Origin of the sequence: Novosphingobium sp. (genome assembly GCF_036803765.1) — a bacterium.
In the GTDB taxonomy this organism is placed as follows: domain Bacteria; phylum Pseudomonadota; class Alphaproteobacteria; order Sphingomonadales; family Sphingomonadaceae; genus Novosphingobium.
The window spans coordinates 1-26744 of the sequence record NZ_DAIRTS010000023.1 but is presented as its reverse complement, the minus strand read 5'-3'; the positions used below and the strand labels follow the sequence as shown (position 1 = coordinate 26744).

At 69.4% G+C, this 26744-nt stretch carries 28 protein-coding genes; 16 read left to right on the top strand and 12 right to left on the bottom strand.

Annotation, left to right across the window (positions count from 1 at the left end):
• Positions 1-131: 131 nt before the first annotated feature.
• The gene (locus tag V7Q48_RS14390; RefSeq protein ID WP_333838960.1) at positions 132-1889 is read left to right on the top strand and encodes a fatty acyl-AMP ligase; all 1758 of its coding nucleotides are present in this window, start codon (positions 132-134) and stop codon (positions 1887-1889) included.
• Positions 1890-1985: 96 nt separating this feature from the next.
• Here V7Q48_RS14390 and V7Q48_RS14385 read toward each other — a convergent pair whose 3' ends face one another.
• The 8 genes from V7Q48_RS14385 to V7Q48_RS14350 all read right to left on the bottom strand — a co-directional run bounded on the left by V7Q48_RS14385 (position 1986) and on the right by V7Q48_RS14350 (position 8668).
• Complete coding sequence (locus V7Q48_RS14385) at positions 1986-2717, bottom strand: sigma-70 family RNA polymerase sigma factor (protein WP_333838959.1); 732 nt, start codon at positions 2715-2717, stop codon at positions 1986-1988.
• 29 nt (positions 2718-2746) lie between these two features.
• Positions 2747-4864, bottom strand: a complete 2118-nt coding sequence (locus V7Q48_RS14380; protein WP_333838958.1) for a flagellar biosynthesis protein FlhA — start codon at positions 4862-4864, stop codon at positions 2747-2749.
• 2 nt (positions 4865-4866) lie between these two features.
• The gene (locus V7Q48_RS14375) at positions 4867-5730 is read right to left on the bottom strand and encodes a lytic transglycosylase domain-containing protein (protein ID WP_333838957.1); all 864 of its coding nucleotides are present in this window, start codon (positions 5728-5730) and stop codon (positions 4867-4869) included.
• A 272-nt stretch (positions 5731-6002) separates the two neighbouring features.
• On the bottom strand, positions 6003-6383 hold the full coding sequence (locus V7Q48_RS14370) for a flagellar protein FlgN (RefSeq protein ID WP_333838956.1): 381 nt from the start codon (positions 6381-6383) through the stop codon (positions 6003-6005).
• A complete protein-coding gene (locus V7Q48_RS14365) occupies positions 6380-6733 on the bottom strand; it encodes a flagellar biosynthesis anti-sigma factor FlgM (protein WP_333838955.1) in 354 nt (117 codons plus the stop codon). The genes V7Q48_RS14370 and V7Q48_RS14365 overlap by 4 nt, the downstream gene beginning before the upstream one ends.
• A 124-nt stretch (positions 6734-6857) precedes the next feature.
• Positions 6858-7427 carry a flagella basal body P-ring formation protein FlgA gene (locus tag V7Q48_RS14360; protein WP_333838954.1) on the bottom strand — a complete coding sequence of 190 codons (570 nt, stop codon included), beginning with the start codon at positions 7425-7427 and terminating at the stop codon, positions 6858-6860.
• Between the two features lie 66 nt (positions 7428-7493).
• Positions 7494-7928, bottom strand: a complete 435-nt coding sequence (locus V7Q48_RS14355) for a hypothetical protein (RefSeq protein WP_333838953.1) — start codon at positions 7926-7928, stop codon at positions 7494-7496.
• Positions 7925-8668, bottom strand: coding sequence for a MotA/TolQ/ExbB proton channel family protein (locus tag V7Q48_RS14350; RefSeq protein ID WP_333838952.1), 744 nt, complete (start codon positions 8666-8668; stop codon positions 7925-7927). The genes V7Q48_RS14355 and V7Q48_RS14350 overlap by 4 nt, the downstream gene beginning before the upstream one ends.
• 319 nt (positions 8669-8987) lie before the next feature.
• On the opposite strand from V7Q48_RS14350, the gene flgB reads away from it, so the two are divergent.
• From flgB to V7Q48_RS14280, 14 genes are all read left to right on the top strand, one after another.
• Positions 8988-9350 (top strand): flagellar basal body rod protein FlgB, encoded by a 363-nt coding sequence (gene flgB, locus V7Q48_RS14345; protein ID WP_333838950.1) that lies wholly within the window; start codon positions 8988-8990, stop codon positions 9348-9350.
• Between the two features lie 2 nt (positions 9351-9352).
• Entirely contained in the window at positions 9353-9769 is a 417-nt protein-coding gene (flgC, locus tag V7Q48_RS14340) for a flagellar basal body rod protein FlgC (RefSeq protein ID WP_333838949.1), read from the top strand.
• Entirely contained in the window at positions 9769-10119 is a 351-nt protein-coding gene (locus V7Q48_RS14335; RefSeq protein WP_333838948.1) for a flagellar hook assembly protein FlgD, read from the top strand. The genes flgC and V7Q48_RS14335 overlap by 1 nt, the downstream gene beginning before the upstream one ends.
• Positions 10120-10147: 28 nt before the next feature.
• Entirely contained in the window at positions 10148-10960 is an 813-nt protein-coding gene (locus V7Q48_RS14330) for a flagellar hook-basal body protein (RefSeq protein WP_333838947.1), read from the top strand.
• 19 nt (positions 10961-10979) lie between these two features.
• On the top strand, positions 10980-11735 hold the full coding sequence (locus V7Q48_RS14325) for a flagellar basal body rod protein FlgF (protein WP_333838946.1): 756 nt from the start codon (positions 10980-10982) through the stop codon (positions 11733-11735).
• Positions 11736-11784: 49 nt separating this feature from the next.
• The gene (gene flgG / locus V7Q48_RS14320; protein ID WP_333838945.1) at positions 11785-12573 is read left to right on the top strand and encodes a flagellar basal-body rod protein FlgG; all 789 of its coding nucleotides are present in this window, start codon (positions 11785-11787) and stop codon (positions 12571-12573) included.
• 16 nt (positions 12574-12589) lie between these two features.
• Positions 12590-13321: a flagellar basal body L-ring protein FlgH gene (locus V7Q48_RS14315; RefSeq protein WP_333838944.1), complete on the top strand. Its 732-nt coding sequence runs from the start codon at positions 12590-12592 to the stop codon at positions 13319-13321.
• A gap of 97 nt (positions 13322-13418) precedes the next feature.
• Complete coding sequence (locus V7Q48_RS14310; protein WP_333839003.1) at positions 13419-14510, top strand: flagellar basal body P-ring protein FlgI; 1092 nt, start codon at positions 13419-13421, stop codon at positions 14508-14510.
• Positions 14510-14824, top strand: coding sequence for a rod-binding protein (locus tag V7Q48_RS14305; protein ID WP_333838943.1), 315 nt, complete (start codon positions 14510-14512; stop codon positions 14822-14824). Before V7Q48_RS14310 ends, V7Q48_RS14305 begins: the two co-directional genes overlap by 1 nt.
• 5 nt (positions 14825-14829) lie before the next feature.
• The gene (gene flgK, locus V7Q48_RS14300; protein WP_333838942.1) at positions 14830-16167 is read left to right on the top strand and encodes a flagellar hook-associated protein FlgK; all 1338 of its coding nucleotides are present in this window, start codon (positions 14830-14832) and stop codon (positions 16165-16167) included.
• Positions 16168-16189: 22 nt separating this feature from the next.
• Entirely contained in the window at positions 16190-17113 is a 924-nt protein-coding gene (locus V7Q48_RS14295) for a flagellin N-terminal helical domain-containing protein (RefSeq protein ID WP_333838941.1), read from the top strand.
• A gap of 87 nt (positions 17114-17200) precedes the next feature.
• On the top strand, positions 17201-18064 hold the full coding sequence (gene motA / locus V7Q48_RS14290; RefSeq protein ID WP_333838940.1) for a flagellar motor stator protein MotA: 864 nt from the start codon (positions 17201-17203) through the stop codon (positions 18062-18064).
• Positions 18065-18076: 12 nt separating this feature from the next.
• Positions 18077-18913, top strand: a complete 837-nt coding sequence (locus V7Q48_RS14285; protein ID WP_333838939.1) for a flagellar motor protein MotB — start codon at positions 18077-18079, stop codon at positions 18911-18913.
• 81 nt (positions 18914-18994) lie between these two features.
• A complete protein-coding gene (locus tag V7Q48_RS14280) occupies positions 18995-20479 on the top strand; it encodes a sensor domain-containing diguanylate cyclase (protein ID WP_333838938.1) in 1485 nt (494 codons plus the stop codon).
• A gap of 21 nt (positions 20480-20500) precedes the next feature.
• Here the strand turns inward: V7Q48_RS14280 and V7Q48_RS14275 are convergent, their stop codons facing one another.
• The 3 genes from V7Q48_RS14275 to V7Q48_RS14265 are packed head-to-tail and all read right to left on the bottom strand — an operon-like array spanning position 20501 to position 24737.
• Positions 20501-22012 carry a DHA2 family efflux MFS transporter permease subunit gene (locus V7Q48_RS14275; RefSeq protein WP_333838937.1) on the bottom strand — a complete coding sequence of 504 codons (1512 nt, stop codon included), beginning with the start codon at positions 22010-22012 and terminating at the stop codon, positions 20501-20503.
• Position 22013: 1 nt separating this feature from the next.
• Positions 22014-23237: an HlyD family secretion protein gene (locus tag V7Q48_RS14270; protein WP_333838936.1), complete on the bottom strand. Its 1224-nt coding sequence runs from the start codon at positions 23235-23237 to the stop codon at positions 22014-22016.
• Between the two features lie 51 nt (positions 23238-23288).
• Positions 23289-24737, bottom strand: coding sequence for an efflux transporter outer membrane subunit (locus V7Q48_RS14265; RefSeq protein ID WP_333838935.1), 1449 nt, complete (start codon positions 24735-24737; stop codon positions 23289-23291).
• Between the two features lie 113 nt (positions 24738-24850).
• On the opposite strand from V7Q48_RS14265, the gene V7Q48_RS14260 reads away from it, so the two are divergent.
• Positions 24851-25498: a TetR/AcrR family transcriptional regulator gene (locus tag V7Q48_RS14260; RefSeq protein WP_333838934.1), complete on the top strand. Its 648-nt coding sequence runs from the start codon at positions 24851-24853 to the stop codon at positions 25496-25498.
• Between the two features lie 27 nt (positions 25499-25525).
• Here V7Q48_RS14260 and V7Q48_RS14255 read toward each other — a convergent pair.
• The coding region (locus V7Q48_RS14255) for a sensor histidine kinase (protein WP_333838933.1) at positions 25526-26744 on the bottom strand (1219 nt) is incomplete at its 5' end.

The following is a 26744-nucleotide window of genomic DNA, read 5'->3' as shown; positions in this document are numbered from 1 at the left end:
ACGGTTTCTTGACCATTCGGGCTTGCGCCGGACCGTTTCCGGGGCAAGGAGCGCGGCTCCCCAGCCGCCGCCCGCCTGCATGGTCCGGACGCGGTGCGCAGGGTCCGACAGACAATATCTCGGGGTTTCGCATGACCGTTTCGGCCGCCGTCGCAGAAAAGACGGCCCTTGTTTCCACGCCAAACGACGACGCCCAGCCGCGTCGTTATGCGGACTTCGCCACGTTCTGCGAGGCGCTCGACTACGCCGCGCAAGGCGAACGCGGCTTCAATTTCCACGATCCGCGCGGCACGCTGACCCGCGTCTATCCTTTTGCCGAGTTGCGCGCCGACGCGCTGGTCGCCGCGCGCCGCCTGCTGGCGCGCGGGATCGTGCCCGGCGACCGGATCGCCCTGATCGCCGAAACCGGCCCGGAATTCGCCGCGCTGTTCTGCGGCGCTATCTATGCCGGCGCCTGGCCGGTGCCGCTGCCGCTGCCCACCAGCTTCGGCGGCAAGGAAAACTACATCGACCAGCTGTCGGTGCAGCTCGCCAGCTCGGACCCGGCGATGCTGGTCTATCCCGGCGAACTGGCTGAGATGTGCGGCGCCGCCGCCGCGCGCCAGGGCTGCCCCGGGCTGGACTGGGCTGCGTTCGATGCCGTCGCGCCTTCCGAGGCCCCGCTGCCCGAGGCCGATCCCGACGCGATCTGCTATCTGCAGTATTCCAGCGGCTCGACCCGCTTCCCGCACGGCGTGGCCGTCACGCACCGCGCACTGCTGGCCAACCTTGCCGGCCATTCGCACGGGATGGAGATCGACACCGGCGATCGCTGCGTCAGCTGGCTGCCGTGGTACCATGACATGGGCCTCGTCGGCTGCTTCCTTTCGCCGATCGCCAACCAGGTTTCGGTCGATTACCTGCGCACCGAGGACTTCGCCCGCCGCCCGCTCGCTTGGCTCGATCTCATCAGCCGCAACCAGGGCACGACGCTGTCCTATTCGCCGACCTTCGGCTACGACATCTGTGCGCGCCGCATCTCGAGCCAGACGCATGTATCGGAACGCTTCGACCTGTCGCGCTGGCGCGTGGCGGGCAACGGCGCCGACATGATCCGCCCCGACGTGATGCAGAGCTTCGTCAACGCCTTTGCCGAGGCCGGGTTCAAGGCCAGCGCCTTCCTGCCGAGCTATGGCCTTGCCGAAGCGACGCTGGCGGTCACGATCATGCCCCCGGGCGAAGGCATCCGCGTCGAACTGGTCGAGGAAGAGCGCCTCTCGGGCACTCCGCGCGACCTGTCGCGGCCCGCGCGCTATCGCGCCATCGTCAATTGCGGGTTGCCGGTGCTGGGCATGGAACTGGCGATCCGCGGCGAGAACGGTGACACCGTCGCTCACCATCACATCGGCAAGGTGTGGTGCCGCGGTTCGTCGGTCATGCACTCGTACTTCCGCGATCCGGAGTCGACCGAGGCCTGCATGGTCGATGGCTGGCTCGACACCGGCGACATGGGCTACGTCAACGCCGAGGGCTATCTGTTCATCGTCGGCCGGGCGAAGGACATGATCATCATCAACGGCAAGAACCACTGGCCGCAGGACATCGAGTGGGCGGTGGAGCAGTTGCCGGGCTTCCACCAGGGCGACATCGCCGCTTTCTCGGTCGAGACCGAAAACGGCGAGGAAACGCCTGCCGTACTGGTCCACTGCCGCGTGTCCGACCCCGAGGAGCGGGTGAAGCTGCGCGAGCAGATCCGCGACAAGGTGCGCGCGATCACCGGGATGAACTGCGTGGTCGAACTCGTACCGCCGCGCACGCTGCCGCGCACGAGCTCGGGCAAGCTGAGCCGCGCCAAGGCCAAGAAGCTGTACCTGTCGGGCGAGATCGCGCCGTACCAGCTGGCGGCCTGATTTTTTAGGCGTCGTTTAAGGGTTCCACCACCCCCCAACCCCCTCTTCTTCAGAGGAGGGGGTCGGGGGGTGGTGGCGGCCTGAAATTACTTTCACTTACAACACCTCGAACCCCTCCCCCAGCCCGGCGCGCAGCCGATCGAGGGCCTGTGCCTTGAGCTGGTGGACGCGCGGCACCGAGACCTCGAGCACTTGCGCGATTTCGGCCAGGTTGAGTTCCTCGACGAAATAGAGCTGGATCACCAGCTGCAGCCGCTCGGGCAGCGCGGCGATGGCCTGCGCCACCAGCTGGCGCGTCTGCGTGTCCGCCAGTTGCGCGAAAGCATCGGGGCGCTCGTCGGCATAGGCGGGGTCGCTGTCAGAATAGGCGTCGTCGATCGTCTCGATCCGCACCGGCTCGCTCGCCGCACGCAGTTCCGCCAGTTCGGTCTCGGTCAGGCCCAGCGCGCGCGCCAGTTCCGGCTCGCTCGGCATGCGGCCCAGTTCCATGGTCAACTGGTGCGTCTTTTCGCGAATGGTGCGGCGCCGGTCCGAGGCGGTGCGCGACAGCGGCATGGTGCGGCGCACGAGATCGACCATCGCGCCGCGCACGCGCAGCTTGGCATAAGCGGCAAAGCCATCCTCGGTCGGGCCGGAATGCCGCTGCGCGCATTCGGTCAGCGCGACGAGACCGGCCTGCACGAGGTCGTCGACATCGACCCCGGCATGGCCCGAACCGTGGACATGCCAGGCGAGCCGCCGGACCATGGGGAGAAACCGGCGGATGCGGTCGGCCGTGGGATCGCGATAGGCGCGCGCCGCAGCAAAGCTGCGATAGTCGTGTTTCATGGGAAGCTCGTCTCGTCGAAGCGGGGGGATCAGGCGGCCAGCGGCGCTTCAGCCGGCATTGGGGCGGGGAGTTGCGGTGTGCCGGGCGGCGCTTCCTCGCCGATGACGGCGACGACCTCGATTGGCTGGGCCGGTGGCAATTCGGCGATCGACAGGACCAGGCACCCGGGCGCGCGCTGACGCAGCAGCGTTGCCAGCACACGCCGCGCACGCGGCTGGACGATGAGCGCCGGTATGGTGGCGCCGGGCCCGCGCTGGTCGATGATGAGGTTCACGCGCTCTCCGATCGAGCGTGCGAGGTCCGGCTCAATCACCGGCTGGCCGGTCACGGGATCGTGCATCCCGCCCACGATCATGCCTTCGAGCGAGGCGGCCAGCGTCAGCACAGGCAGGCGCTCGTTGGGCCCGCAGACCCGCGCGACGATGAGGCCGCCGAGGTCGGCGCGCAGCAGGTCGACCAGCCGGTCGTGGTCGGTGGTCTGCAGGACCGCCTGGCTCAGCGCTTGCAGGATCGGCACGGGGTGCGCGATCGTCACGCCATCCTCGAGCAGCGCATGGAACAGGCGGGTGATGCTGGCGAGCGAGAGCGGCTGCGGGTGCAGCGTCTCGATCAGGCCGGGCGCACGTTCGCGTACCGACTCGAGGATCGCACGGACCTCGTCGGGGCCAAGCAGCAGTTGCGGGCGTTCGGCGAGCAGCTGGTTGAGATGCGTGGCGATGACCGTGCTGGCATCGACGGTGAGGAAGCCGTCGGCGATGGCGACATCGCGCAGGTGTGTGTCGATCCACAATGCCGGACAGCCGAAGCTGGGATCGCGGGTTTCCTCGCCGACGAGGCCATGGCCCGCGCGCGCTTCGCCGGCGTCGATCGCCAGCACCCGGTCGGCGCGCACCACCGCCCCGCCCAGCGGCACGCCGCCCAGCAGGATGCGATAATCGTTGGGCCCCATGTCGAGCGAATCGCGGACGCGGAACTGCGGCACGACGAAGCCGAAGCCCTGGCTCAACTGCTTGCGCACGCCGGTGATGCGCGTGACCAGCGGTGCCCCGCGCCGTTCGTCGACCAGGTGGACGAGGCCATAGCCCAGCTCGATGGTGACGAGCGTATGGTCGCTGACATCCTCGAGCGTGATGCGCGCTGGATCGCTGGCGGGCGCTTCCTCGATCACCGGCGCGGGGCGGCGGGCGCGCTGGCGCAGCGTCCACCACAGCCAGCCGGCACCGGCGGCGGCGGGAAGGAACACCGATTGCGGCATCGCGGGGATCGCGCCGATCGCGGCGAGGATGATCGCGACCGGCAGCCAGGTGGCCGGATTGGCGAACTGGTGGCCGATCTGTCCGGCAAGGTCGCGGCTGTCGGACACGCGGGTGACGATCACGGCTGCCGCGATCGAAAGCAGCAACGAGGGCACTTGCGCCACCAGCGCATCGCCCACCGCCAGCGTCACATAACGCTGCCCCGCGTCGCCTGCCGAGAGGCCGTGGCTGATCATGCCGAGGCAGAAGCCGGCGATGATGTTGACTCCCAGGATCAGCAGCGCCGCAATGGCATCGCCCTTCACGAACTTGCTCGAGCCGTCCATCGCGCCGTAGAAGTCGGCCTCGGTCGCCACTTCGCGGCGGCGGGCCTTGGCCTCGTCGGCGCTCATCAGCCCGGCGGCGAGATCGGCGTCGATCGCCATCTGCTTGCCCGGCAGCGCATCGAGGGTGAAGCGCGCCGACACTTCGGAGACGCGGCCGGCGCCCTTGGTGACGACGACCATGTTGATGATCATCAGGATCATGAACACGAACAGGCCGACGGCGAAATTGCCGCCGATCAGGAAGGCGCCGAAGGCCTCGATCACATGGCCCGCGGCCGCCCCGCCCTCGTGCCCCCGCACCAGGACGATGCGCGTGGAGGCGACGTTGAGCGCGAGGCGCAGCAGCGCGGCGAACAGCAGGACCGATGGGAAAGCACTGAAATCGAGCGGCTTTTCCGCGTTCATCGCCGCCATCAGGATCGCGACCGAGAGCGCGATGTTGAGCACGAAGAACACGTCGAGCATCATTGCGGGCAGCGGCACGATCATCAGCACGATGAGCATGAGGATGCCGGCGGGCAGCGCCATCGCGCGCGGGGAGCCGAAGTTTCGCATCAGGCCCATCGTCACAGCCCCATCGCCCGCAGCCGGTCATAGGCCTGCCGGACGTGCGCCGCCGCCGGGGCCGTGGCGTCCGCCCCGCCGAGCGCGAAGGTCGCACGCAGCGTTTCGGCCATCGAGCCGTGGGATGGCGCGCCGGCGCCGTGATCGCCTGCAGCGCGATCGAACGCCTGGGCCAGTGGGCCGCCCGACGGGCGATCGGGGGTCACATCAGGCAAGGGCGATGGCTGGTCAGCCCACCCGCTGCCGAGCGCGGCGAGATCGCCGTAGGGCAGCACCGGGCCGGCATTGCCGGCAGCGTCGAGCCGGTGGCGCAGCAGGGCCATGACTTCCCCCAGCGAGCGTGAAGCCCCACCGGGCTGGTAGAAGATGCCGCGATTGGCGGCTGCCGCACGGGGCAGCAGCGCCGCAGCGCTGGCCCCCGGATCGCTGGCCAACCCGGCGAGGAACCGCCCTGCCCCCTCGGCCCCGAGGAAATGCGCGAGGTAGAGTTCGGCATTGTCGGGCACGCGGCCGAGTGTTGCCTGCAGCGCGGCGCGGTTGTCGTTGGCAAGATCGCCGGCCAGAAGCGCCGACAACTGCGGATCGGTGCGCAGGTCGAGCAGGCGGCGGCGCAGCGACGGATCGCCTGCCGCCTCGTCGACCGCATCGCCGGCCCAGTCGAGCCCGTGGTCCGCGCCGTGGCGAGCCAGCGTGCGCAGCCAGGTCTGCCCGGTGAACTGATAGAGCCCGGTGGCGCTGGAGGTCCGGGCGCGGGCGCGGGGATCGAGGCCGGACTCCAGCCGGGCCTGGGCGAGCAGATAGCCGAAGTCGACGCCGGTCTCGTCGGAGGCGCGCGCGATGGCAGCGTGGACGGGGGTGGCCGGCACTGCAGGGGCGGCCGATGCGGCAGCGTACCCGGCAGGGTTTTGCACTGAGCTCAACGCGAATTCCCTTGTCTTGGGCCGGCGCGAACCATGCGTGGTGCGCCGGGCAAGCAGGGATCAGCAAAGGCCGTGCCAAGTCAGGCTTGTGCGCCAAACTCCATTTTTTGCAGCGCTATACCGCGCAACACGATCGCCGCGCACCGCTCCGGCAAACCGAAGCGGCACGCGGCGCGGAGAGATCCTGCCGCCCCTCGCGGCGCAGCATTGCCCGAAGGTCAACGCGCGCGGGCGGTTCGGGCGTGATGGGCATGCACCTGGGCGGCGCGCGCGCGATAGATTGCCGGCGCGCCGGTCAGGGCATCGAGCCGCGCCGAGACATTGGCGGCGATGAGATTGCGCACGCGACGATTGGCTTCATTCATGCGGCGCGCGGCATCGGCCATGCCCCGGCATTCCTCGTCCATCACCATGTCGAGCGTACCTTCGGCGAGGTCTTCCAGCCGGGTGCACAGCTGCGCCTTGTCGACCGCGCAGCCCAGAATCGCATCCATGTCCAACCCGGACAGGGCCTGGCGTTCCTCGGCCAGGACATTGAGCATCTGCGCCAGCGCGGCACGCAGGTCTGCGGGATTGCGGATCGCGAGGTCAGGGGTCATTCGGGGGTCCTCAACAGCATGCCTGCGGCAATCATGGCATCGGCGATGGTCACGGGCAGGACCGGATAGCGGCCTTCCTCGATGGCACGGCGGATTTGCGCCACGCGTTCGCTCTGGACCGGGACGTCGCCGGCGCGGGTGGCATCGCTGGTCGCGACGGCTTTTTCCGCACTGGCCGGCGGCGCGGCGGGTGCAGGCGCTGCTGTGGCGGGCGATGCCGCCGCAACGGCCGGACCGGGGACCGCCGTGGCGGCAACCGCCGGAACCGAAGGCGTTGGGCCGGAAGGGATTGGTGCCGACGCCGGTGTCGCGCCGACCGGCCGCGTCGGTCCGATTTCAAAGCTGGACATGGTCGAAGCTCCTCGGGGGGATCATGCCGGGAAGAACGTCGCCTTGCCGTGGGCTTTAAGACCGACCGGCGGACTTTTGCCGCCATGCGGGTTCTGCGTAGAGGTGGCTAGAGCTATGCCCAGGTCACTCGACCGGCACTTCGACCAGGCCAGGCCTGACGATGCGGGCGCGCATCGCTTCGCTGCGGGCGGCAGGGCCGGTGCCGGGGGCGGCAGCGCTGCGCACCCTGATCCACCCGCCGACGGGGCCGGGATCGAGTGCCTCGCCGCCCTGCTCGACCGAGAAGCCGTCGCCGATCATCGCGATCGTAACCGCCTCGCCGCGCTGGACGACGGGCGTGGCATCGGGCGCATTGGCCGCAGGCGGTGCAGACGCCAGCGGCACGTAGAGCCGCCATCCGCCGGCGTCCGGGCAGCGCACCAGCACCGTATCACGGCGCTCGCCGGCCGTGCCAGTGCGCCAGCCGATCGCGAGCGGCGCCGCGCAGCGGGCCAGCCGCAGGCGCCGATCGACCGGTTGCGCCGCGCCGCCCGGCAGGCCGATCGCTCGCCCGGTGAACTCGGCCACCGCGGTGTCGATCGCGGCGAGATCGGTGGTCGTGCCAGCAACCGGGGTCTGGGCAAGCGCAGGTACGGCAAGCACCGTGGCCGCAAGCAGCACCAGGGGGAGATGTCGGATCAGGGAACGCTGCATCGGCGATGTCCTTGCGAGGGTCGAACGGTCTGTGCCCGATCCAGCAAACACCATGCCATGTGCCGATCAGTCGCTGTCCCGGTCGTAGCCGAGAGTCGCGCTGGCACCGGCGACGGCGCCCGGTTCCACCACAAGCCGCGCGCTCGCCCCCCGCGGGCCGGCCTGCGCCGCCAGCGCGGCCGCCCGGCCCAGCGCCGCATCGCGCCGGCCTTCGCCGGCAAGATAACGTACCACGATCGAAAGGCGCAGGCGCGGGTCGCTGCCCTGTTCCGCCAGCCAGCGGGCGAGCGGGGGCGCACCTTCACCCTCGCGCCACACGCCCACCGGCTCGGCCCGCGCGGACGGCGTGACCGGGCGCGGCGCGGCGGCCGATTTGGGCGCTGCTGGCGCGGGGTGCGGCGCTTCGGCGACCGAGAGCGCCGAGGCGGTGATCATGAACAGGATCAGCGACAGGTCGGCTAGGATGGTCTGCCAGCCGGTCTGCCCCGGCCGCGCGATCATGCCGCCTCCTGCGGGCCGACCTGCGCGTCTAGCCCGGCATGGAAGCGAGCATCGAGCCCGAAGTCGGGATCGGCCGGGCCGATTGCGCGCGGCATCGATACGGGGCTGCGCGGGCGATCGGGACAGGCCGGTGCGACCTGCTGGGCCAGCCAAGTCATGACGTGTGCACGCGCTTCCTCCTCGCGGGCCGAGGCACGCTCCACCGCGCGGCCCAGCGGCGCCATGACGATGTGCGCCAAAAGCAGGCCGTAGAGCGTGGTCAGTACCGAGGTGGCGATGGCGCCGATGAAGTTGCCATGCACGAGGGCCTCGAGCTTGAGCTGGCTGAGCGCGACGAGCGTCCCGGCGAGGCCGAACACCGGCGCGAGGTCTGCCCCTTGCGCCAGCGTGCGGGCCGCGGCGGTGGCGCGGCGCAAGCGGGCGCGGCGCGAGATCTCGTGCTGTTCGACCAGCCCGTCGAGCGAGCGCGTGCGCACCAGCGCTGCCGTCGCATTGTCGAACTCGCGGTCGCGCAGCTTGCGCGGGCTGGCGCGGATCACGCCATCGCGTCGGATCAGCGCGACCTCGTGCGCAAGGTCGGCGCGCATCGCATCGGCATCGAAACCGGGGCGCAGCAAGGCACCGATCGCCCCTACTGCGGCGCGGCTGTCCTGCCATCCGCAGCGCAGCACGGTGCCGAGCAGCGTACCGCCGACGACGATGGCGGCCGACTGGCCATCAAGCAGGTGAGTCAGGTCCATGATGCCTCATCAGGCGGCAAGCGATGACGGCAGGACGGCCGGGCGCGACAAAAATTCAGGGTCATGCCCGTCATGATCGCGGTTCCGCCCTTGCCGCCCCTCGGCAAGCGGTTGCCGTTGCGGCACGCGCCGTCGCGATCCCGGCAAAGGGCACGACCCGGACGCGGTTCATTACGTGCAAGCCCGCGTGGCACCAGCCTTTTCGCAGATTTCGCTCACCCTGCGCCGTGGCGTTCGCCGCCATGGCCGCAAACTTGGCACGCCCTTTGCAAACCCCCTGGCAACACCCGCCCCGCAACGACGAGCGATTGCCCAGACGATGAGCCAACCTGCATCTCCCGACAGCCTGTTCGGCATCCACGGCGCCGCGCTCGAAGTGCGCGCCCGCCGGCTGGGCCTCTTGTCCTCCAACATCGCCAATGCCGGCACGCCCGGATACAAGGCACGCGACATCGACTTCGCCGCCGCGCTGCAGGCCCGTCTGCGCGGCGCCAGCGAAGCGCGGGCCGAGGCGATCGCGACGCGCTACCGCGTGCCGGTCATGCCCAGCCTCGATGGCAATACCGTCGAGATGGCGACCGAGCAGACCGCCTTTGCCGAAAACGCCGTCGGCTATTCCGCCACGCTCGAGTTCATCAAGGACCGCGTCGGCGAAGTCAGCCGCGCGCTCAAGGGCGAGTGACCATGAGCCGTCCCGCCACGCCCCCGCTCAGCCTGTTCGGCGTGACCGGCCGCGCCATGTCGGCGCAGCTCGTGCGCATGAACGCCGCCGCGTCCAACCTCGCCAATGCCGGCACCGTCGCAGGCAGCGCCGAGGCCGCCTACCGCCCGCTGCGCCCGGTCTTCGCCGCCGAGCTCGATGCCCGCAGCGGCCTCGCCACGGTCAAGGTCCAGGGCGTCTATCGCACCGATACGACCCCGGTGCGGACGCACGATCCCGATCACCCGATGGCCGATGCCAATGGCGATGTCTGGGCCAGCCCCGTCGATGAGAACGCCGAGATGGTCGAGATGATGGAGGCCAGCCGCCAGTATCAGAACGTGGTCGAGGCGATGCAGACCGCCAAGCAGCTGATGCTCGACACGATGAGGATGAAGTGATGACCACCACGACTGCAACCAAGTCCGCTGCGTCCGCCCCGTCCACGACCAAGGCCAGTGGCTGGGGCAGCCTGGGCGCCGACGATTTCCTCAAGATGCTGACCGCGCAGCTCAAGAACCAGGACCCCACCAGCCCGGTCGACAACACCCAGATGGTGGCGCAGCTCGCCCAGTTCTCGACCCTGTCGAACTCGACGCAGATGAGCGGCACGCTCACCGCCATCGCCGCCAAGCTCGACACGCTGAACGGCGCGAGCGCCACCAATGCCGACATCGCCGCCACGCTCAAGACGATCTCGGCCCAGCTCGCCGCGATCGGCGCGGCGCAGCAGGCCGCCAAGGCCGCCTGAACCACCATCCCCTCGAAAGGTCAGATCCATGTCGTTCTATACGTCGCTCAACGGCATCAAGAATGCCCAGACCAGCCTCAACGTGGTGAGCAACAACATCGCCAATGCCGAGACCGGCGGCTTCAAGAAGAGCACGGTCACCTTTGCCGACGTCGTCGCCGGCACCGCCTTCACCAATCCGCGCCTGATCGAGGGCATCGGCGCCAAAGTCGAGGCGATCACCCAGAACTTCACGCAAGGGCCGATGGAGTCGACCGGCTCGTCGCTCGACCTCGCGGTCAGCGGCGACGGCTTCTTCACCTCGGTCTCTCCCACCACGGGGCAGACCGTCTATTCGCGCAACGGTGCCTTCGAACTCGATCCGGGGGGCTATATCGTCGATCCTTCGGGCAATCGCGTCCAGCTGTTCCCCACCGATGCTGCGGGTAACGTCACCGGCACGACCATGATCGACGGCCTCGTGCCGACCACCAATAGCGCCGGCTCGGCCTTCGCCGGGCTGACCGTCAACGAGAACGGCAACGTCGCGGTATCCTATGCCGATGGCAGCAACATGGTGATTGGCAAGGTCGGGCTCGCCACGTTCCTCAACCCCACGGGCCTTCGCCAGCAAGGCTCATCCAATTGGACGGCGACGGGCCTGTCGGGGGCGGCGAGCTATGGCCAGCCGACCAACGGCCAGTACGGCAAGCTGCTGTCGGGGTATCGCGAGCGCTCCAACGTCGAGATTTCCGAGGAGCTGGTCGGGCTGATCGTCGCCCAGCGTGACTACCAGGCCAATGCCAAGGCGATCGACACCGCGACACAGGCCACCCAGGCCGTGCTCAACCTGCGCAGCTGACGGTTAGGGACGGCCTGCGATGGATCGGCTGATCTATACCGCCTACTCGGGCATGAACGGCTCGATGCTGCGCGAGCGCGTCATCGCCAGCAACATGGCCAATGCCCAGACCATCGGCTTTCGCGCCGAAATGCTCAGCGCCGTACCGGTCACGCTCAAGGGCCCGGCGCTCGAGGCGCGCGCCATGACCGAGGGCTATGTCCAGGCCGCCAGCATGAAGCAGGGCACCACCGTCCCCACCGGCAATCCGCTCGATGTCGCGCTGTCGGGCACGACCATGCTGAGCGTGCAGGCCGAGGACGGCAGCGAGGCCTATACCCGCCGCGGTGACCTCAGCGTCAGTGCGGACGGCGTGCTGCAGAACGGCGACGGGCGCCCGGTGATCGGCGATGGTGGCCCGGTGACGGTGCCGCCCGGCGGCACGGTGACGATCGGGCCGGACGGCACGGTGCTGGTCGGCGATCCGCAGAACCCCACCACGCCGCCGCAGCCGGTGGCCCGGCTCAAGCTCGTCTCGGTCGAGGGCAGCCGCGTCGGCAAGGGTCTCGACGGGCTGTTTCACGTGACCGGTGCCGATGGCGGCGCCGGCGCCCTGCCGCAGGACGAGGAGGCCCGCCTGACGCCGGGTGCGCTCGAGCAGTCCAACGTCGATCCCACACGGATCATCGTCGACATGGTCGAGGCGCAGCGACTGTTCGAGATGCGCACCCACGTCGTCGCAACGGCACGCGAGGTCGACGAGAAATCCGCCAGCCTGATGCGCCTCAACACCTGAGACGCCCCGACACCTGAACCTGCCTGCCCCTTTCATCGGAGTACCAGCCATGCCCAGTTCCGCCCTGTTCGTCGCGCGCACCGGTCTCGAGGCGCAGGACACGCGCATGCGCGTCATCGCCAACAACCTCGCCAACGTCGCCACCACCGGCTTCAAGCGCGACCGCACCAATTTCGCGACGCTCGCCTACCAGGACGCGCGCGTGGCGGGGCAGCAGTCCTCGAACGAGACGGCCTATGCGACTGGCCTCAACCTCGGCACCGGGGTATCGCTGCAGGGCACCAGCCGCATGGAAACCCAGGGGCAGTTGCAGGGCACCGGCGCCGCGCTCGATCTTGCGCTGCAGGGCGATGGCTATTTCCAGGTGACGCTGCCGGGCGGGCAGCTGGCCTATACCCGCGCGGGCAACTTCAGCCGCTCGGCCGATGGCACGATCGTGACCGCGCAGGGCTATCCGCTGCAGCCCGCGATCACCGTGCCCGAGACCGCCGGGGCGATAACGGTGGCCAAGGACGGGACGGTGACGGCGACGCTGCCCGGCGCGACCGAGGCGACGACGCTGGGGCAGATCACCGTGGCCAGCTTCGCCAACCCCCAAGGGCTGAAGGCGATCGGCGACAACTTCCTCACCGAGACCGGCGCCAGCGGCCCCGCGCAAGTCGGCCCGGCGGGCGACGCCGGGCGCGGCTCGATCGAGCAGGGGTTTCTCGAGGCGTCCAACGTCAGCGTGGTGGAGGAATTGGTGGACATGATCGAGTGCCAGCGCGCCTACGAGGTGAATTCCAAGATGATCGCCTCGATCGACGACATGCTCAAGAACGCCAACCAGACGCTGTGACGGGGGCGACCAAGCCATGATGGAATCGCCGTTCGACCGGGCATTGGACATCGCCTCTCGCCAGGATCGACGCCGCCTGCGCGTGGCCGGGTTGGCCTTCACCGCCATGGCGATCATCGTGGCCGCGATCCCGGTGCAACGCGCCGAGGCGCGCGGCAAGCCCAGGCCCGACTATGCCGCCGCCCTTCCGGTTGCCGCACCCGACAAGCCCGCCGACGGCAGCATCCTCAACCTGGCCGGCGGCTATGCCGGGCTGGTCGAGGGCGCACGCGCGCGCGCCGTGGGCGATCCGCTGGTGATCGTGCTGTCCGAACAGCTGTCCACGTCCAAGACCGCGGCGAGCAAGACCGCCAAGTCTGCGGCGTTCAGCATCACGCCGCCCAGCAAGGGTCCGCTGTCGATCCTTTCGGCCAATGGCCTCAACAATTCGGGCGCGAGCAGTTTTTCCGGGACCGGCAATGCCTCGCAGACCAGTTCGCTGGGTGGCGAGGTGTCGGTCACGATCGTCGAATTGCGGCGCAACGGCACCGCGCTGGTGCGCGGCGAGAAGCAGCTGATGCTGAGCCAGGGCCGCGAGTGGGTGCAGCTGTCGGGCATCGTCCGGCTGGCCGACATCGACACCGCCAACCGTATCCAGTCGGGCCAGGTCGCCGATGCGCGGATCACCTATGCCGGTAGCGGCGACATCAGCCGCGCCGGCAAGCCGGGCTGGCTCACCCGGTTCTTCAACATCATCAGCCCGTTCTGAGGATCTGACCGTCATGGACGCATCCGACCTGATGCTCGCCGCCGCGATCGGCGCCGTACTGCGCCTGGCCCTTGCCCTGCTTCCCCGGCGCGGGGTGATGCTGGCCCTCACCCTCGCCATGGCGGCCGCGCCGATCCTGACTCAGCCGGTGCGCGCCGAGCGCGTGCGCGATCTCGGCGGGTTCCAGGGCGTGCGCTCGAACCAGCTGACCGGCTACGGCATCATCGTCGGGCTGCCGGGCACGGGCGACGACAACCTCGAATACCTGACGCAGGCGATGCGCGGCGTGTCGGGCCGGCTGGGCGTGCAATTGCCGCCGGGCGTGGCACCGGGGCTGAAGAATGCGGCCGCGGTGATGATCACCGCCGACCTGCCTGCTTTCGCCAAGCCGGGCCAGCGCATCGACGTGACGGTCTCCACCATCGGCAAGGCCAAGTCATTGCGCGGCGGTGCGCTGGTCCTCGCCCCGCTCTATGGCGCGGATGGGCAGATCTATGCCATGGCGCAGGGCAACCTCGCGGTCGGGGGCCTGGGCATCACCGCCAAGGACGGGTCGCAGCTGACCGTCAACGTGCCGACCGTCGGCCGCATTGCCGAGGGTGCCAGCGTCGAGCGGGCGGTGGCGACCGGGTTCGACAGCGCGGCGATCCTGCGCTGGAACCTGTTCGACGCCGATTTCCTCAATGCCGCGCGGGTGCGCGATGCAATCAACCGTCGCTTTCCGGGTACGGCCAGCGTCGAGGACGGCGTGACGCTGGCGCTGCGCCTGCCCGAAGGCAGCGACGCGCGCGCCAGCGCCATGGCGGCGATCGAGACGATCGAGGTCAGCCCCGCCGACGCTGCCGCCAAGGTCATCGTCAACAGCCGCACCGGCACGGTGGTCATCAACAGCGCGGTGCGCCTGTCGCCCGCCGCGATCAGCCACGGCAAGCTGGTGGTGCGGATCGACGAGAAGCCGCGGGTCTCGCAGCCCGGGCCGTTCTCCAATGGGCAGACCGCCGTGGTGCCGAGCAGCCAGATCAGCGCGAGCGAGGAAGGCAGCCATGTCGCGCTGTTCAAGCCCGGCGCCTCGCTCTCCTCGCTGGTCAATGCCCTTAACAAACTGGGCGTTTCGCCGTCCGATCTGGTGGCGATCCTCGAGGCGCTCAAACAGGCCGGCGCGCTCAAGGCCGAGATGGTGGTGATCTGATGACTGCGACAAGTCCCCTTTCAGGCGCCCGCGCCGCCTCTTCGGCCCCGGCACCCTCGACGGAGCAGGCCCGCCTGCACAAGGCCGCGCAAGGTTTCGAGGCCATGTTCCTGCGCCAGATCCTGGCGATGGGCCGCAGCACGCCGCTGGGCGGGAGCGAGGCACTGCTGGGCCATCAGGACGACACGTTCACCCAGATGCGCGACGAACGCTTTGCCGAGATCGCGTCGCAGGCCGGCGCGCTGGGCTTTGCCGCGCGGATCGAGGCGCAGCTGTCGGCCCACATCGCGGCCACCACCGGCACGAAGGGCTGATCGCCATGGCCTCCGACCTGCTTTCCATCGCGCGCAGCGGCGTCAAGGCGGCGCGGATCCAGCTGGATCTGACCGCCCAAAACATCGCCAATGCCTCGAGCCAGGGCTACGTGCGGCGCAGCGCCACCACCGAGGAGGTGATGACGCCGGGCTACCTGACGCACCACCGCGACGTCTCGCTCTCGGGCGTGCGTATCGCCGGGATCACCCGCAACGCCGATGCCTTTCGCCAGGGTGAAGTGCGCCGCACCGGTGCCGATACCGCGCGCGCCGATGCTGAAGTTGCGGGGTTGGAGGATATCCAGGCCGCACTGTCGGACTCGGGCGTCTATGATGCGATCACCGGGTTTGAATCGACGCTGCAGCAATTGTCGCAGGACCCGACCAACACGCCGCTGCGTGCCGCGGTCATCGCCTCGGCGCAGACGATGACCAACAGCTTCAACATCGCCGCCGCGCAGCTCGACGCCGTGGCCGCCGGGCAGCAATCGGGCGCGGCGGACGGCGTGGCGCAGGTCAATTCGCTGGCGGCCGAACTGGCCAAGGTCAATGGCCGCCTGTCGCGGCTGGCCGACGCGCAGACCGACCGCGCCGGGCTGCTCGACCAGCGCGACCTGCTGCTGCAGAAGCTGTCGGGCTACGCCGACATCGCCACCAGCTTTGCGACCGATGGCTCGGTCAGTGTCACGCTCGGCGGCACCTCGGGCGCGCCGCTGGTGACGGGCCTCGTCGCCCAGACGCTGACCGCCACCACCGCAGCGGACGGCACGATCACCTATGCCGTGGGCGGCGGGACCGTGGCGCTGGCCGCCGGGTCTCTGTCCGGGCAGCAGCAGGTGCTGGCGCGCCTCGCCATGGTGCACGGCGACCTCGACAGGCTGGCCGACAGCGTGGTGCGCACGGTCAACACCGCACAGGCCCAGGGCACCGCGCTTAATGGATCGCCGGGCGGGCCCTTGCTGTCGGGCACGACCGCCGGCGCGATGGGCATGGCCACCACCAGCGGCGCCGCGATCGCCACCGCGGGCGCGGGTGCTGCGCCCAACAGCCGCGACATTTCCAACCTCATCGCCATGCGCGGCGCCCTGACCGCGGCAAACCCTGCGGGCGCGATGGACACGCTGCTCTACCAGTCGTCCTCGGCGGTGAAGGCGAGCACGACCACGCGCGCGGCGCTCAAGACGATTTCTGACGCCGCCAGCACCGCGCTGTCCGCCCAGTCCGGCGTCGACCTCGATACCGAGGCCATCAACCTGACCCGCTACCAGCAGGCGTTCCAGGCATCGGGCCGCGTCATGCAGGTCGCGGGCACGCTGTTCGACGCCATCCTCGCCATCCGCTGAACGGTCACAGACAGGAGCCGCCATGCCCAGCGTCACCACCTCGACTTCCGCCTTCTACGAACGTTCGGCGCTCGACCTCACGGCCCTGCGCGTCCAGATGGGCGAAGTGCAGAAGCAGATCGCGACCGGCAACCGGCTGGCCAACGACGCCGACGACCCGCTCGCCGCCTCGCGCCTGCGCAATCTGTCGCGCGCCGATACGCTGGCCAAGGTCGACGCCGCCTCGGCCGGGCGCGCCACGGCCGATCTCAACCTGACCGACTCGGCCATGACCGAGATGATCAACACGCTGCAGCGCGCGCGCGAGTTGGCCAACCAGGCCGCCACGGGCACGCTGTCGAACCAGCAGCGCGTGAGCATCGGCACCGAGCTCGGCCAGCTGCGCGGCAACCTCGTGGCGCTGGCGAATGCGCGCGACAGCGCGGGCAATGCGCTGTTCGGCGGCGATGCGCCCGGCGATGCCTATACGCTCGATGCCGCGACCGGTGCGGTCAGCTATGTCGGCACGGGCAGCGCCGGCACGCTGTCGCTGGGCGACGGGCAAAGCGTGAAGCGCAGCCTTACCGGCCCCGAGTTCCTGTCGTTTTCCAGCGGCGGCAGCGCCACCGACGTCTTTGCCGCGATGAAGGCGATCACCGATGCGATCAGCGCGGGCGGCACGGCGGCGCAGTCGGCCGCGGGGGCCGCGCTCACCACGCTCGACGATGCGATCACTTCGGTCTCCACCGGGCAGACGGTGGTCGGCGCGCGGCTCTCGTGGATCGATCTCAACACCCAGCGCCAGACAACGATGAGCGAGGCACGCGCCAACGAGCAGCAGGTGCTGGGCACCACCGACATCGCCACCGCCTATACCCACCTGCAGGAACTGGCGACCGTGTTGCAAGCCAGCCAGGCGAGCTTCACCAAGATTTCGGGCCTGTCGCTGTTTGCCCTGATGTCCTGAATTTTGCCGGGAAAAAGCCGTCCTCCCCTCGCAGCGACGGCACCGCCCCTGCTGTGTTTCGTGGTTCATCGACAAGGTTGACGCTTCATGTTCGCTGGTATCGGCATCGTCGTCCTGCTCGCCATGGTCTTCGGCGGCTTCATCATCACCGGCGGCGCGATCGGCCCCGTCGCGGAGGCGATCCCGCACGAGATGCTGATCATTGGCGGCGCGGCGATCGGCGCGCTCATCACCGGCAATTCGATGCACGAGTTGAAGGGCATTGGCGGCGGGCTGGCCAAGGTTTTCAAGGGCCCGCGCCACACCAAGCAGGACCACATCGACGCCATCGTACTCTGCGCCAAGCTGATGAAGATCCTGCGCAGCGACGGCCCGGTCGCGCTCGAAAGCCACGTCGCCGAACCCAAGAGCTCGGCGCTCTTCGCCGAATATCCGCGCATCCTGGCCCACGGCGCGCTGGTCTCGCTGATCTGCGACACGCTGACGCTGATCGTCGTCTCGTCGGGCACGCTCGAGGTCCATGCGGTCGAGGACGTTATGGATCACGCGATGAAGACCCATTTCCACGAGGAAGGCGAGGCGCAACATGCCTTGCAGGGCCTGGCCGACGCCCTGCCCGCGCTGGGCATCGTCGCGGCCGTGCTGGGCGTGGTCAAGACCATGGGCTCGATCGACAAGCCGCCGACGATCCTGGGCGCGATGATCGGCTCGGCGCTGGTCGGCACGTTCATGGGGGTGCTGCTGGCCTATGGCATCGTCGCGCCGCTCGCCGGGCGCCTGAAGCAGGTGCTCGACCAGGATGCGATGATCTTCCAGGCGGTCAAGCAGGTGATCGTGTCCTCGCTCCACGGCTGGCCGCAGCCGCTGGTGGTGGAAAGCGCGCGCTCGGGCCTGGGCCATGCCTTTCGTCCCGGCCTGTCCGAACTGCTCGACGCGCTGCGCGGCCGGTAAGGAGCGCGCGGCATGGCCAAGGCTCCCAAGGGCAAGGAAGCGCCCAAGCCGATCATCGTCAAGAAGATCACCGTGGTTGCCGGCGGCCATCACGGCGGCGCGTGGAAAGTCGCCTATGCCGACTTCGTCACCGCGATGATGGCCTTCTTCCTGCTGATGTGGCTGCTGGGCGCGACCACCGAAAAGCAGCGCAAGGGCATCGCCGACTACTTCACCCCGACGCTGGCGCAGACGCGCAAGGGCAGTGCCGGCTCGAACGGCCTGCTCGGCGGATCCTCGCTCACCGATGCCGACAATTATCCCCACCGCGCCGGGCAGACCGGCACGCGCACCCTGACCATCCCGCGCGATGCCACCGGCGGTCCCAAGGACGGCGGCTCCAAGGTCAAGCGGACGCAGGTGATGGAACAGCGGCTGAAGGAGAAGCTCGACGCCAACGACAAGCTGCGCAAGCTGGCGCGCCAGGTGCAAATGACCATGACGCCCGAGGGCATCCGCATCGACATGCTCGATGACGCGGACTTCTCGATGTTCCGCCTCGGCACCACGATCCTGACCCCCGACGCGCTCGAACTGGTGCGCGCGATCGCCCAGGCCATTGCGCCCGACACCGCCGGCATCAGCGTGCGCGGGCACACCGACGCGCTGCAGTGGAAGCCGGGAGACCCGGCCAACAACTGGTCGCTCTCGGCCGGGCGCGCCGAAGCCACGCGCCAGGCGCTGATGCACGACGGCGTCGCCGAATCCCGCTTCCGCCGGATCGAGGGCGTGGCAGACCGGGAACCACTCCTGCCCGACAACATTACCGATCCGCGTAATCGCCGGATGTCCATTCTGCTTATGGATTAATCGCTTAAGGAATTGCTGGTCGGGCAGGGTCTGCCTGTGGCAAACCGTTGCACAATGATTCAACAGAACATCGATATCCTAATGCAGCGCGCGCTCGAAGGTCGCCCCCGCGCCGCGCTCGATGCGGTGGCCGCCGCGGCCGCCCGATTGACCGGATGCCCGTCGGCGCTTGTCTCGATCGTCGAGGAACAGCGGCAATGGTTTCCCGCCATGGCCGGCATCGTCGCCACCGAAACGCCGATCGAGCAGTCGTTCTGTCGCTGGGCCGTGGCGCAGGACAGCATGCTGGTGGTGCCCGATGCCAGCGCCGACGCCCGCTTCGCCGAGATCCCGACCGTCGCCGGCCCGGGACCCAATGGCGAGCCGCCGATCCGGTTCTATGCCGGCGAGCCGCTGCGCGTCAGCGTCGAGCCAGGCCAGAAACCCGTTCCGATCGGCGCGCTCTGCGTGGTCAGCGGTGCACCCCGCGAACTCGACGACCACTGCCGCGAGCTGCTCGAAGGCTTGGGCCGTGCAGCGTCCGAGCTGATCCAGGCGCGCGTCAACACCGTCACCGCCGAGGACATGGCCCGCGCGCTGCACGAGACGCTTGCCGCCCGCGACCGTTTCCAGCGCCAGTTGCAACAGGCCGAGCGAATGACCCGGGTCGGCTCGTGGCGTCTGGCCCTTCCCAGCCAGCAGGCCGAATGGTCGGACCAGATTTTCGTCATTCACGAGTTGCCGTCGGGGAGCGTCAAGGCCCTCGAGGATGCGCTGGGCTATTACCCCGAGCCCGATCGCACCATTCTCGAACGCGCGCTTGCTAACACGATCGAGACCGGGGCGCCGTTCGACCTGACCCTCGATTTCGTCACCGCACGCGGCAACCCGCGCAAGGTTCGCGTGATGGGCGATGTCGAGCGCGAGAACGCCAGCCTCGTTGCCGTGATCGGCGCGATGCAGGACGTGACCGAACGCTATGAGGTCGAGCGTCGGCTGCGCAAGCGGGCGGACACCGACGAGTTGACGCGCATCGCCACGCGGCGGCGCTTCAACGAATATTGCGACGCGCTGCTGATGGACAGCGCCGGCGATCGGCAGCCGCTCGCACTGGCCCTGATCGACCTCGACCATTTCAAGCAGGTCAACGATCGCTTCGGGCACAACTGCGGCGACCGGGTCCTGCTGCGCGCGGCAACGGCGCTGACCTCGGACTGGCTGGCCAACTGTTTCCCCGCACGGCTCGGCGGCGACGAGCTGGTGCTGCTCATCACCGACCCGGCGCTGATTTCCGACCTGCCCGGAACCGTGCGGCGGCTGCTCGACGAGCTGGTCCTGCCGATACCGGGCAGCGGCGGGCTGCATTCGACCGCGACGATCGGGGTTTGCCTGCACCGCGCCGGGGCGATCAATCGCAGCGACCTGATGTCGCTCGCCGACGAGGCGCTCTACGCCGCCAAGGATCGCAGCCGAGGAACGGCGGCGATCAATATCGCCGGTGATGGAGAGGATGCGCCGATGGTGCCAGAGGCGATGATCATGGTCGATCCGTCGAGCCGGCAGCCCGGCGATCCGCCCTTGCGCTGAGGGCCACGACCGCGCGGACGGTCACGATCGCTGGGGCGGTCGCGGGGCGAGCAGGACCAGCGCCGCCGCAAAGAAGAACGTCAGCGAGCATACCGTGAAGATCTGCCGCGTTGCCAGCGTGACCGCCTCGGTCTGCACCAGCTGGCTGAGCGCGGCGCGGGCTTGCGCCGCCGGCAGACCGGTGTGCATCGGCGGATGGATCACCCCGACGAGATCGGCGCGATTGGCCTTGGTCAGGCGTTCCCACATCGTCGTCGACATCGAGGTCGCAAAGGCCCCGGCCATCGTGCGCATGAAGCTCTGGATGCCGGCGGCCGAGGCGGTCTGGTCCGGGCGGACCGAGGCGATCGCCAGCGCGGTCGAGCCGACGAAGAAGAACGGCATGCCCAACCCCTGGATCATCTGCGGAAAGGCGATGGTCCAGAAGCCCATGCCGCTGATCCAGCCAGTGCGCAGCCAGCCGACCGCCCCCAGCCAGCACATGCCGAAGATGATCAGCATGCGCGTGTCGACCTTGCCGATCAGCCGCGCGACGATCGGCGCGAAGACCACCGCCAGCACCCCGACGAAGCCCATGGCAAAGCCCGCCCAGGTCGCGGTGTAGTTGAGGTTCGTCTGCAGGAACAACGGGATGAGGACGAGGAAGGCGAAGAAGGCGGCATAGGCCACAGCCTGCGCCGTCGCCGCCACGGTAAAGCCGCGGCTGCGGAACACCGAGAGGTCTATGATCGGGTGCTTCTCGGTCATCTCCCAGATCAGGAACGCGACGAAGCCGATCGCCGCGGTGACCGCCAGCGTCACGATCATCGGGCTGGCGAACCATTCCTCCTCGCGGCCCTTGTCGAGCATGATCTGCAGGGCGCCCACCCATACGATCAGCAATGCCAGCCCGCCGAAGTCGATCGGTGCTTTCTGGCGCTGGGTCTCGAATGGTCGGACAAGGTTCCAAACCGAGACCAGCGCGAAGATCGCGATCGGGATATTGATGAAGAACAGCCAGTGCCACGACAGATTGTCGGAGATGAGCCCGCCGCAGATCGGCCCGGCAATAGGCGCGACGACCGTGGTCATGGCCCACAGACCAAGCGCCGCGCCGGCTTTTTCCTTGGGAAAGACGCGCAACATCAGCGTCTGGGTCATCGGCATGATCGGCCCGCCGCACAGTCCCTGCGCGATGCGGAAGGCGATGAGCAGGCCGAGCGTGCCCGACATGCCGCACAGCATCGAGCAGAGCCCGAAGCCGAACAGCGCCGTCAGGAATACCCGCACGGCCCCGAATGTACGCACCAGCCAGCCGGTCAACGGAACGCAGATCGCCTCCGCCACGGCATAGGAGGTGAGCACCCAGGTGCCCTGCGTGGGCGAGACGGCGAGGCTGCCCGAAATGTGCGGGACCGAGACGTTGGCGATCGTGATGTCGAGCACCACGACGAAGTTGGCGAGCGCGAGCGAGAAGCCGCCGACCGCGAGCTTCCATCCGCGCAGCGGCGGCACCGTCGCGTCGCCGAAGCCCATCGGCGGTCCGTCGGACATGTCAGTGGGCCCCGCCCGTGGCTGCGCCTTGGCCTGCTCCGGTACTAGAGCGGTGCGGCGGGCGCGTGTCGACCGTGGCGTCCATCGACAGGCCGATGCGCAAGGGATGCGCGCGCAGCTCCTCGGGGTCGAGCGCGACCCGCACCGGCAGGCGCTGCACGACCTTGATCCAGCTGCCCGTGGCGTTCTGCGCCGGGATCACCGCCAGGGCCGAGCCGGTGCCGCCGGAAAATCCGACGACGCGGCCGTGGAAGACGACTTCGTCGCCGTAGAGGTCCGAGGTCAGCGTCACCGGCTGGCCGGGGCGCACGTTGGTGAGCTGGCTTTCCTTGAAATTGGCATCGACGTGCGCCTGCCCGATCGGCACCACCGCCATCAGCACGGTGCCGGCCGTCACGCTCTGGCCGACCTGGACGTTGCGCTGGGTGACGACGCCGCTGACCGGGGCGCGGATGATCGTGCGCGACAGGTCGATGCGCGCCTTGTCCAGCCGCGCTTTCGCCGCCAGCACTTGCGGGTTCGCCTCGGCTGCGGTGCCGCCGACCAGCGCCGCATTGGCGGCCTCCTGCCCGTTCGCTGTGCCGCGTGCCGCCCGTGCCTGCGCGAGGCTGGCGCGCGCGGCGGCAAGCTGTCCCTGCGCCTGGGCATAGGCATTGCGTGCCGTGGTCAGTTCCTCGCCCGAGACCGCGCCGTCGGATACCAGCGACTGGCGCCGCTTGAGGTCCACCTCGGCGCGCTGCAGATCGGCGGTGGCCACCTGCACCTGCGCGGCCATGCGCGCGATCTCGGCATCGCGCTCGCTCACCTGCGCGGCCAGCGCACCGCCGGTGGCCACGGTCTGGCGCGCCTTGCGCAAGGCATCGGCGTAGTCAGCCTCGGCCGTCTGCAGCGCGATCTTCGCGTCGGTGGCGTCGAGTTCGACCAGCACGTCGCCCTTGCGCACGACTTGCGTGTCGGTCACGGCCACGCGCAGCACCGGCCCGGCCACCAGCGGCGTCACTTGCGCGGTTTCAGCCGCGACATAGGCGTTGTCGGTATCGACATAGCGGCCGCCGAAGATCCATTCGTAAAGCCCGAAGCCCGCGGCGACGAGGACCACCACGCCGCCAAAGACGAGGAAGGCGCGCTTGCGCTTCGCGCGCCGCTGCGCGTCGGCCCCCGCCTCGGCCCGAGCCTCGGCCTGGGCATCAGGATGTTCGATGGTTTGCGGTTCGGTATCAGCCATGGGACGAGGCCTCTGGAAAGAAACGGGGGTTGTGCAGGGGGTTGCCGAAGGTCAAGAGGCGCGGAAGCCGCCGCCCAGCGCGCGGACCAGTCCGACCTGCGCCGAAAGCCGGCGGGCCTCGAGGTCAGCGAGCAGGCGGCGATTGGCGAGCAGCGCGTCTTCGGCCGAGAGAACCGAGAGATAGGGCGACAATCCCGCCTCGTAGCGCCGCCGTGCGACGCGCCAGGCATCCTCGGAGGCGGCCACCGCGCGGCGCAGGTCCGCAACCTGGCCTTCGACCGAACGCTGCGTCGCGGCCGCGTCCGCTACGTCGCGCATGGCGCGGAGCAGGGTATCGTCATAGCTGGCGACGGCTTCGTCATACCCGGCGCGGGCCTGGCGGTAGGCACCCGCGATGCGTCCGCCGGAAAACAGCGGAAGGCTGATCGCAGGACCTGCCTGCCCGATGTCCGACCCGGCAGAGGTCAGGTTGCCGAGCCCGAGCGACTGGACGCCGATGAACGCGGTGAGGTTGACGTTGGGATAGAAGGCGGCGTGCGCTACGCGGATGCGTGCGGCGGCCGCCTCGGCGCGGGCGCGCGCCGCGGCGATGTCGGCGCGGCGCCCTACCAGGTCGAGCGCGAGACGATCGGGCAGCGGTGCCGGCGTGATCGTGGCCAGGTGCGGCAAGGTGATCGCATCCCCGCGCGCGGGCGGCGCGCCGACGAGGACGGCGAGGGCATGGCGGGCCAGCGCGATCGCCTCGTCCGCCGCCACGAGTTCGGCGCGGGCGACCGGGATGCCCGCCTCGGCCTGGCGCTGCTCGCCGCGCGTGTCGAGGCCGTTGGTCACGCGCTGGCTCACCAGCCTGGCGGTTTCCTCGCGCAGGCGCAGGGCCTCGACGCGCACCTCGCGTGCTGCGGCCGCGCGCGCCAGCGTGGCATAGGCATCGGCGACACCGGTCGCGAGGGCAAGCCGGGCGGCGCGCGCCTCGATCGCCGCGGCCTCAGCCTCCGACGTCGCCGCGCGCAAGGCGGCCCGGTTGCGTCCGAAGAAGTCGAGTTCGTACGAGAGGTCGAGCGTCGCGCGCCCGGCATCGTTCCACCCCTTGGGCACGAACGCTGCGGGTATCCCGTTGTTATAGCTCTGCTTCGTCTCGAACGCCGCCGCATTGGCCGATGCCTGGGGCAGCAGCGCGGCATCGCTCTGGCGGACCAGCGCCTGTGCGGCACGCAGGCGGGCATCGGCCATCGCGAGCGAGGGCGACGCCTTCAACCCTTCGGCAATCAGGGCAGGCAGCTGCGCGTCGCCCAGCCCCTGCCACCAATCCTCGCCCGGCCATGCGGCTGCAGCAGCGGCGGTGGAGCCCGGTGCCGCGTCGGCAAGGGACAGATCGGCGGCGGCGGCCTGGCGCATCACCGGCCGTTCGCCGAGATCGGGGACAGGGGCGCAACCGGCGACGAGGCCCAGCGAGGCCATCAGCACGGCAACGCCGAGGGCGGCGGGGCGGGACGGGTGCATCGGGAGCCTCTTCATGGGGGATGTCGCGTGGCACGACCCGCTTGTGTACGGATCGGTCACTAGGCGGATAACTGGTCCCTTGTACGCAGCGTGTCAACAGCTATGTGTACGGAATGGTCACTAACGATCGCCTCAAGCGGTGCGCGCCCGACGAGCGGCGCGATCACATCGTCAGCGTCGCCACCGAGGCGTTCACCCGCACCGGTTACGGCAGCACCTCGATGTCTGCGATCGCTGCCCGGCTCGGCGGCAGCAAGGCTACGCTTTACAAGTACTTTCCGTCGAAGGAGAGCCTGTTCGAGGCCGTGCTGCGGCGCGGCTGCGACGGCGTGATCGAGGCCCTCGCGGCCCTGGCCGAGAGTGCAAGCGGCGATCTGGAAGCCCTGCTGACCCGATTCGGGACCGAATTCCTGTCGGCGCTGTGCACCGAGCGCGCGCTGACGGTCTATCGCATGGTCCATTCGGCCGCGCTGCGTTTTCCCGAGACCGCGGAGATGTTCTTCCGCGCCGGGCCCGATCGCGGCGGCATCGTCCTGGCGGCACTACTGGAACGCCATGCCGCGCTGCACGGCATCGCCCTCGACGACCCTCGCCTCGCCGCCGACCAGTTCCTCGGCATGGTGCGCGGCAAGCTGCACATGCGCGTCGCGCTCGGCCTGGTGCCGCCGCCCGACGCCGCCCAGTTGCAGCACCACAGTGCCCACGCCGCGCGGATCTTCGCCCGCGGCCTCATGGGGAACGCCGCCACCGCGCCGAACTGAGCCGTTACCTCGGCCGGTCGGTCGCGCTCAGCCCGTGATCGGCAGGCGCAGCGTGGCGACAAGGCCGACCACCCGCCCGGCCTCCCAACGATTGGCCAGCGCGAGCGCGCCCCCGTGCTGGTCGGCGATCGCCCGGGCGAGCGTCAGGCCCAAGCCCGTCCCGCCCGTGGCGGTGTTGCGCGATGCCTCGAGCCGGGTGAACGGCTCCATCATCCGCTGGATCTCGTGCTCGGGGATGCCCGGCCCGTCGTCCTCGATCCGAAGTACCGCGTCGTTGCCCTCGCGCGCCAACGAGACCCGCGCGCGCTGGCCATAGCGCAGGGCGTTGGACACGAGGTTGCGCATCGCCCGGCGCAGCCAGGTGGCGCGCAGCGGCAGGACGATGCGGACGGTATCGCCGAGGATGACATCCTCGCCCATGTCCTCGTATTCGCCCACGACATCGGCCACCAGCGCGGACAGTTCGGTCACCTCGAGCGGGTCGGAGGGACGCCCGACACGCGCCAGCGAGAGGATGTCGTCGAGCGAGCGGTTGATGTCCTCGATCGTCGCAGCCATGCGCGCGCGCTCGGTGTCGTCCTCGACCGCCTCGATGCGCACGCGCAGCGCGGCGAGCGGGGTCTTGAGATCGTGGCCGATCGCACCGAGCATGACATCCTTCTCGTCGAGCAGGCCGATGATGCGCCCTTCCATCGCGTTGTGCGCAACGATGAGGCCGCGAATGTCGTCCGGGCCTTCGGGCTGGAGTTGTCCCACCACGCTGCGCTCGCTGGCGAAGGCCTCGACGCGGCGGGTCAACGCCTTGAGCGGGCGGGCGATGCGGCGCAGGATTAGCGCGACGGCACCCACCAGCACGAAATAGAGCAGGATCGTCTGCATCAGCAACGAGACCAGCACCTGCCGCTCGTTGGCCGGACTGAGAATGCGCGCGGTAAGCCAGGTCCCGTCGGGGCGCCGCACCGAGGCGACGAACAGCCGCGCCGGCCCCGGCGTGTCGCCAAAGCTCACGAGGCGCTGGCGCACGTCGCGAAACCAGCCGGCGATCAGCACGTCGCTTTCGGGCTCCCGCTCGAGCACGAGCACGGTCTTGTGCGTGAAGCCTTGCGTCACGAGCACCTCGTGCAGGGCCTGGGCCACATCGGGACGCGCAAGGTCGCCCGCCTGCGCCGGCGAACGCGTGTCGACCTGGATGCGGAATGCCCGCGGGACGCGCCAGGCGTCGGGCGGGGGCGGCCCGGGCGGGGGC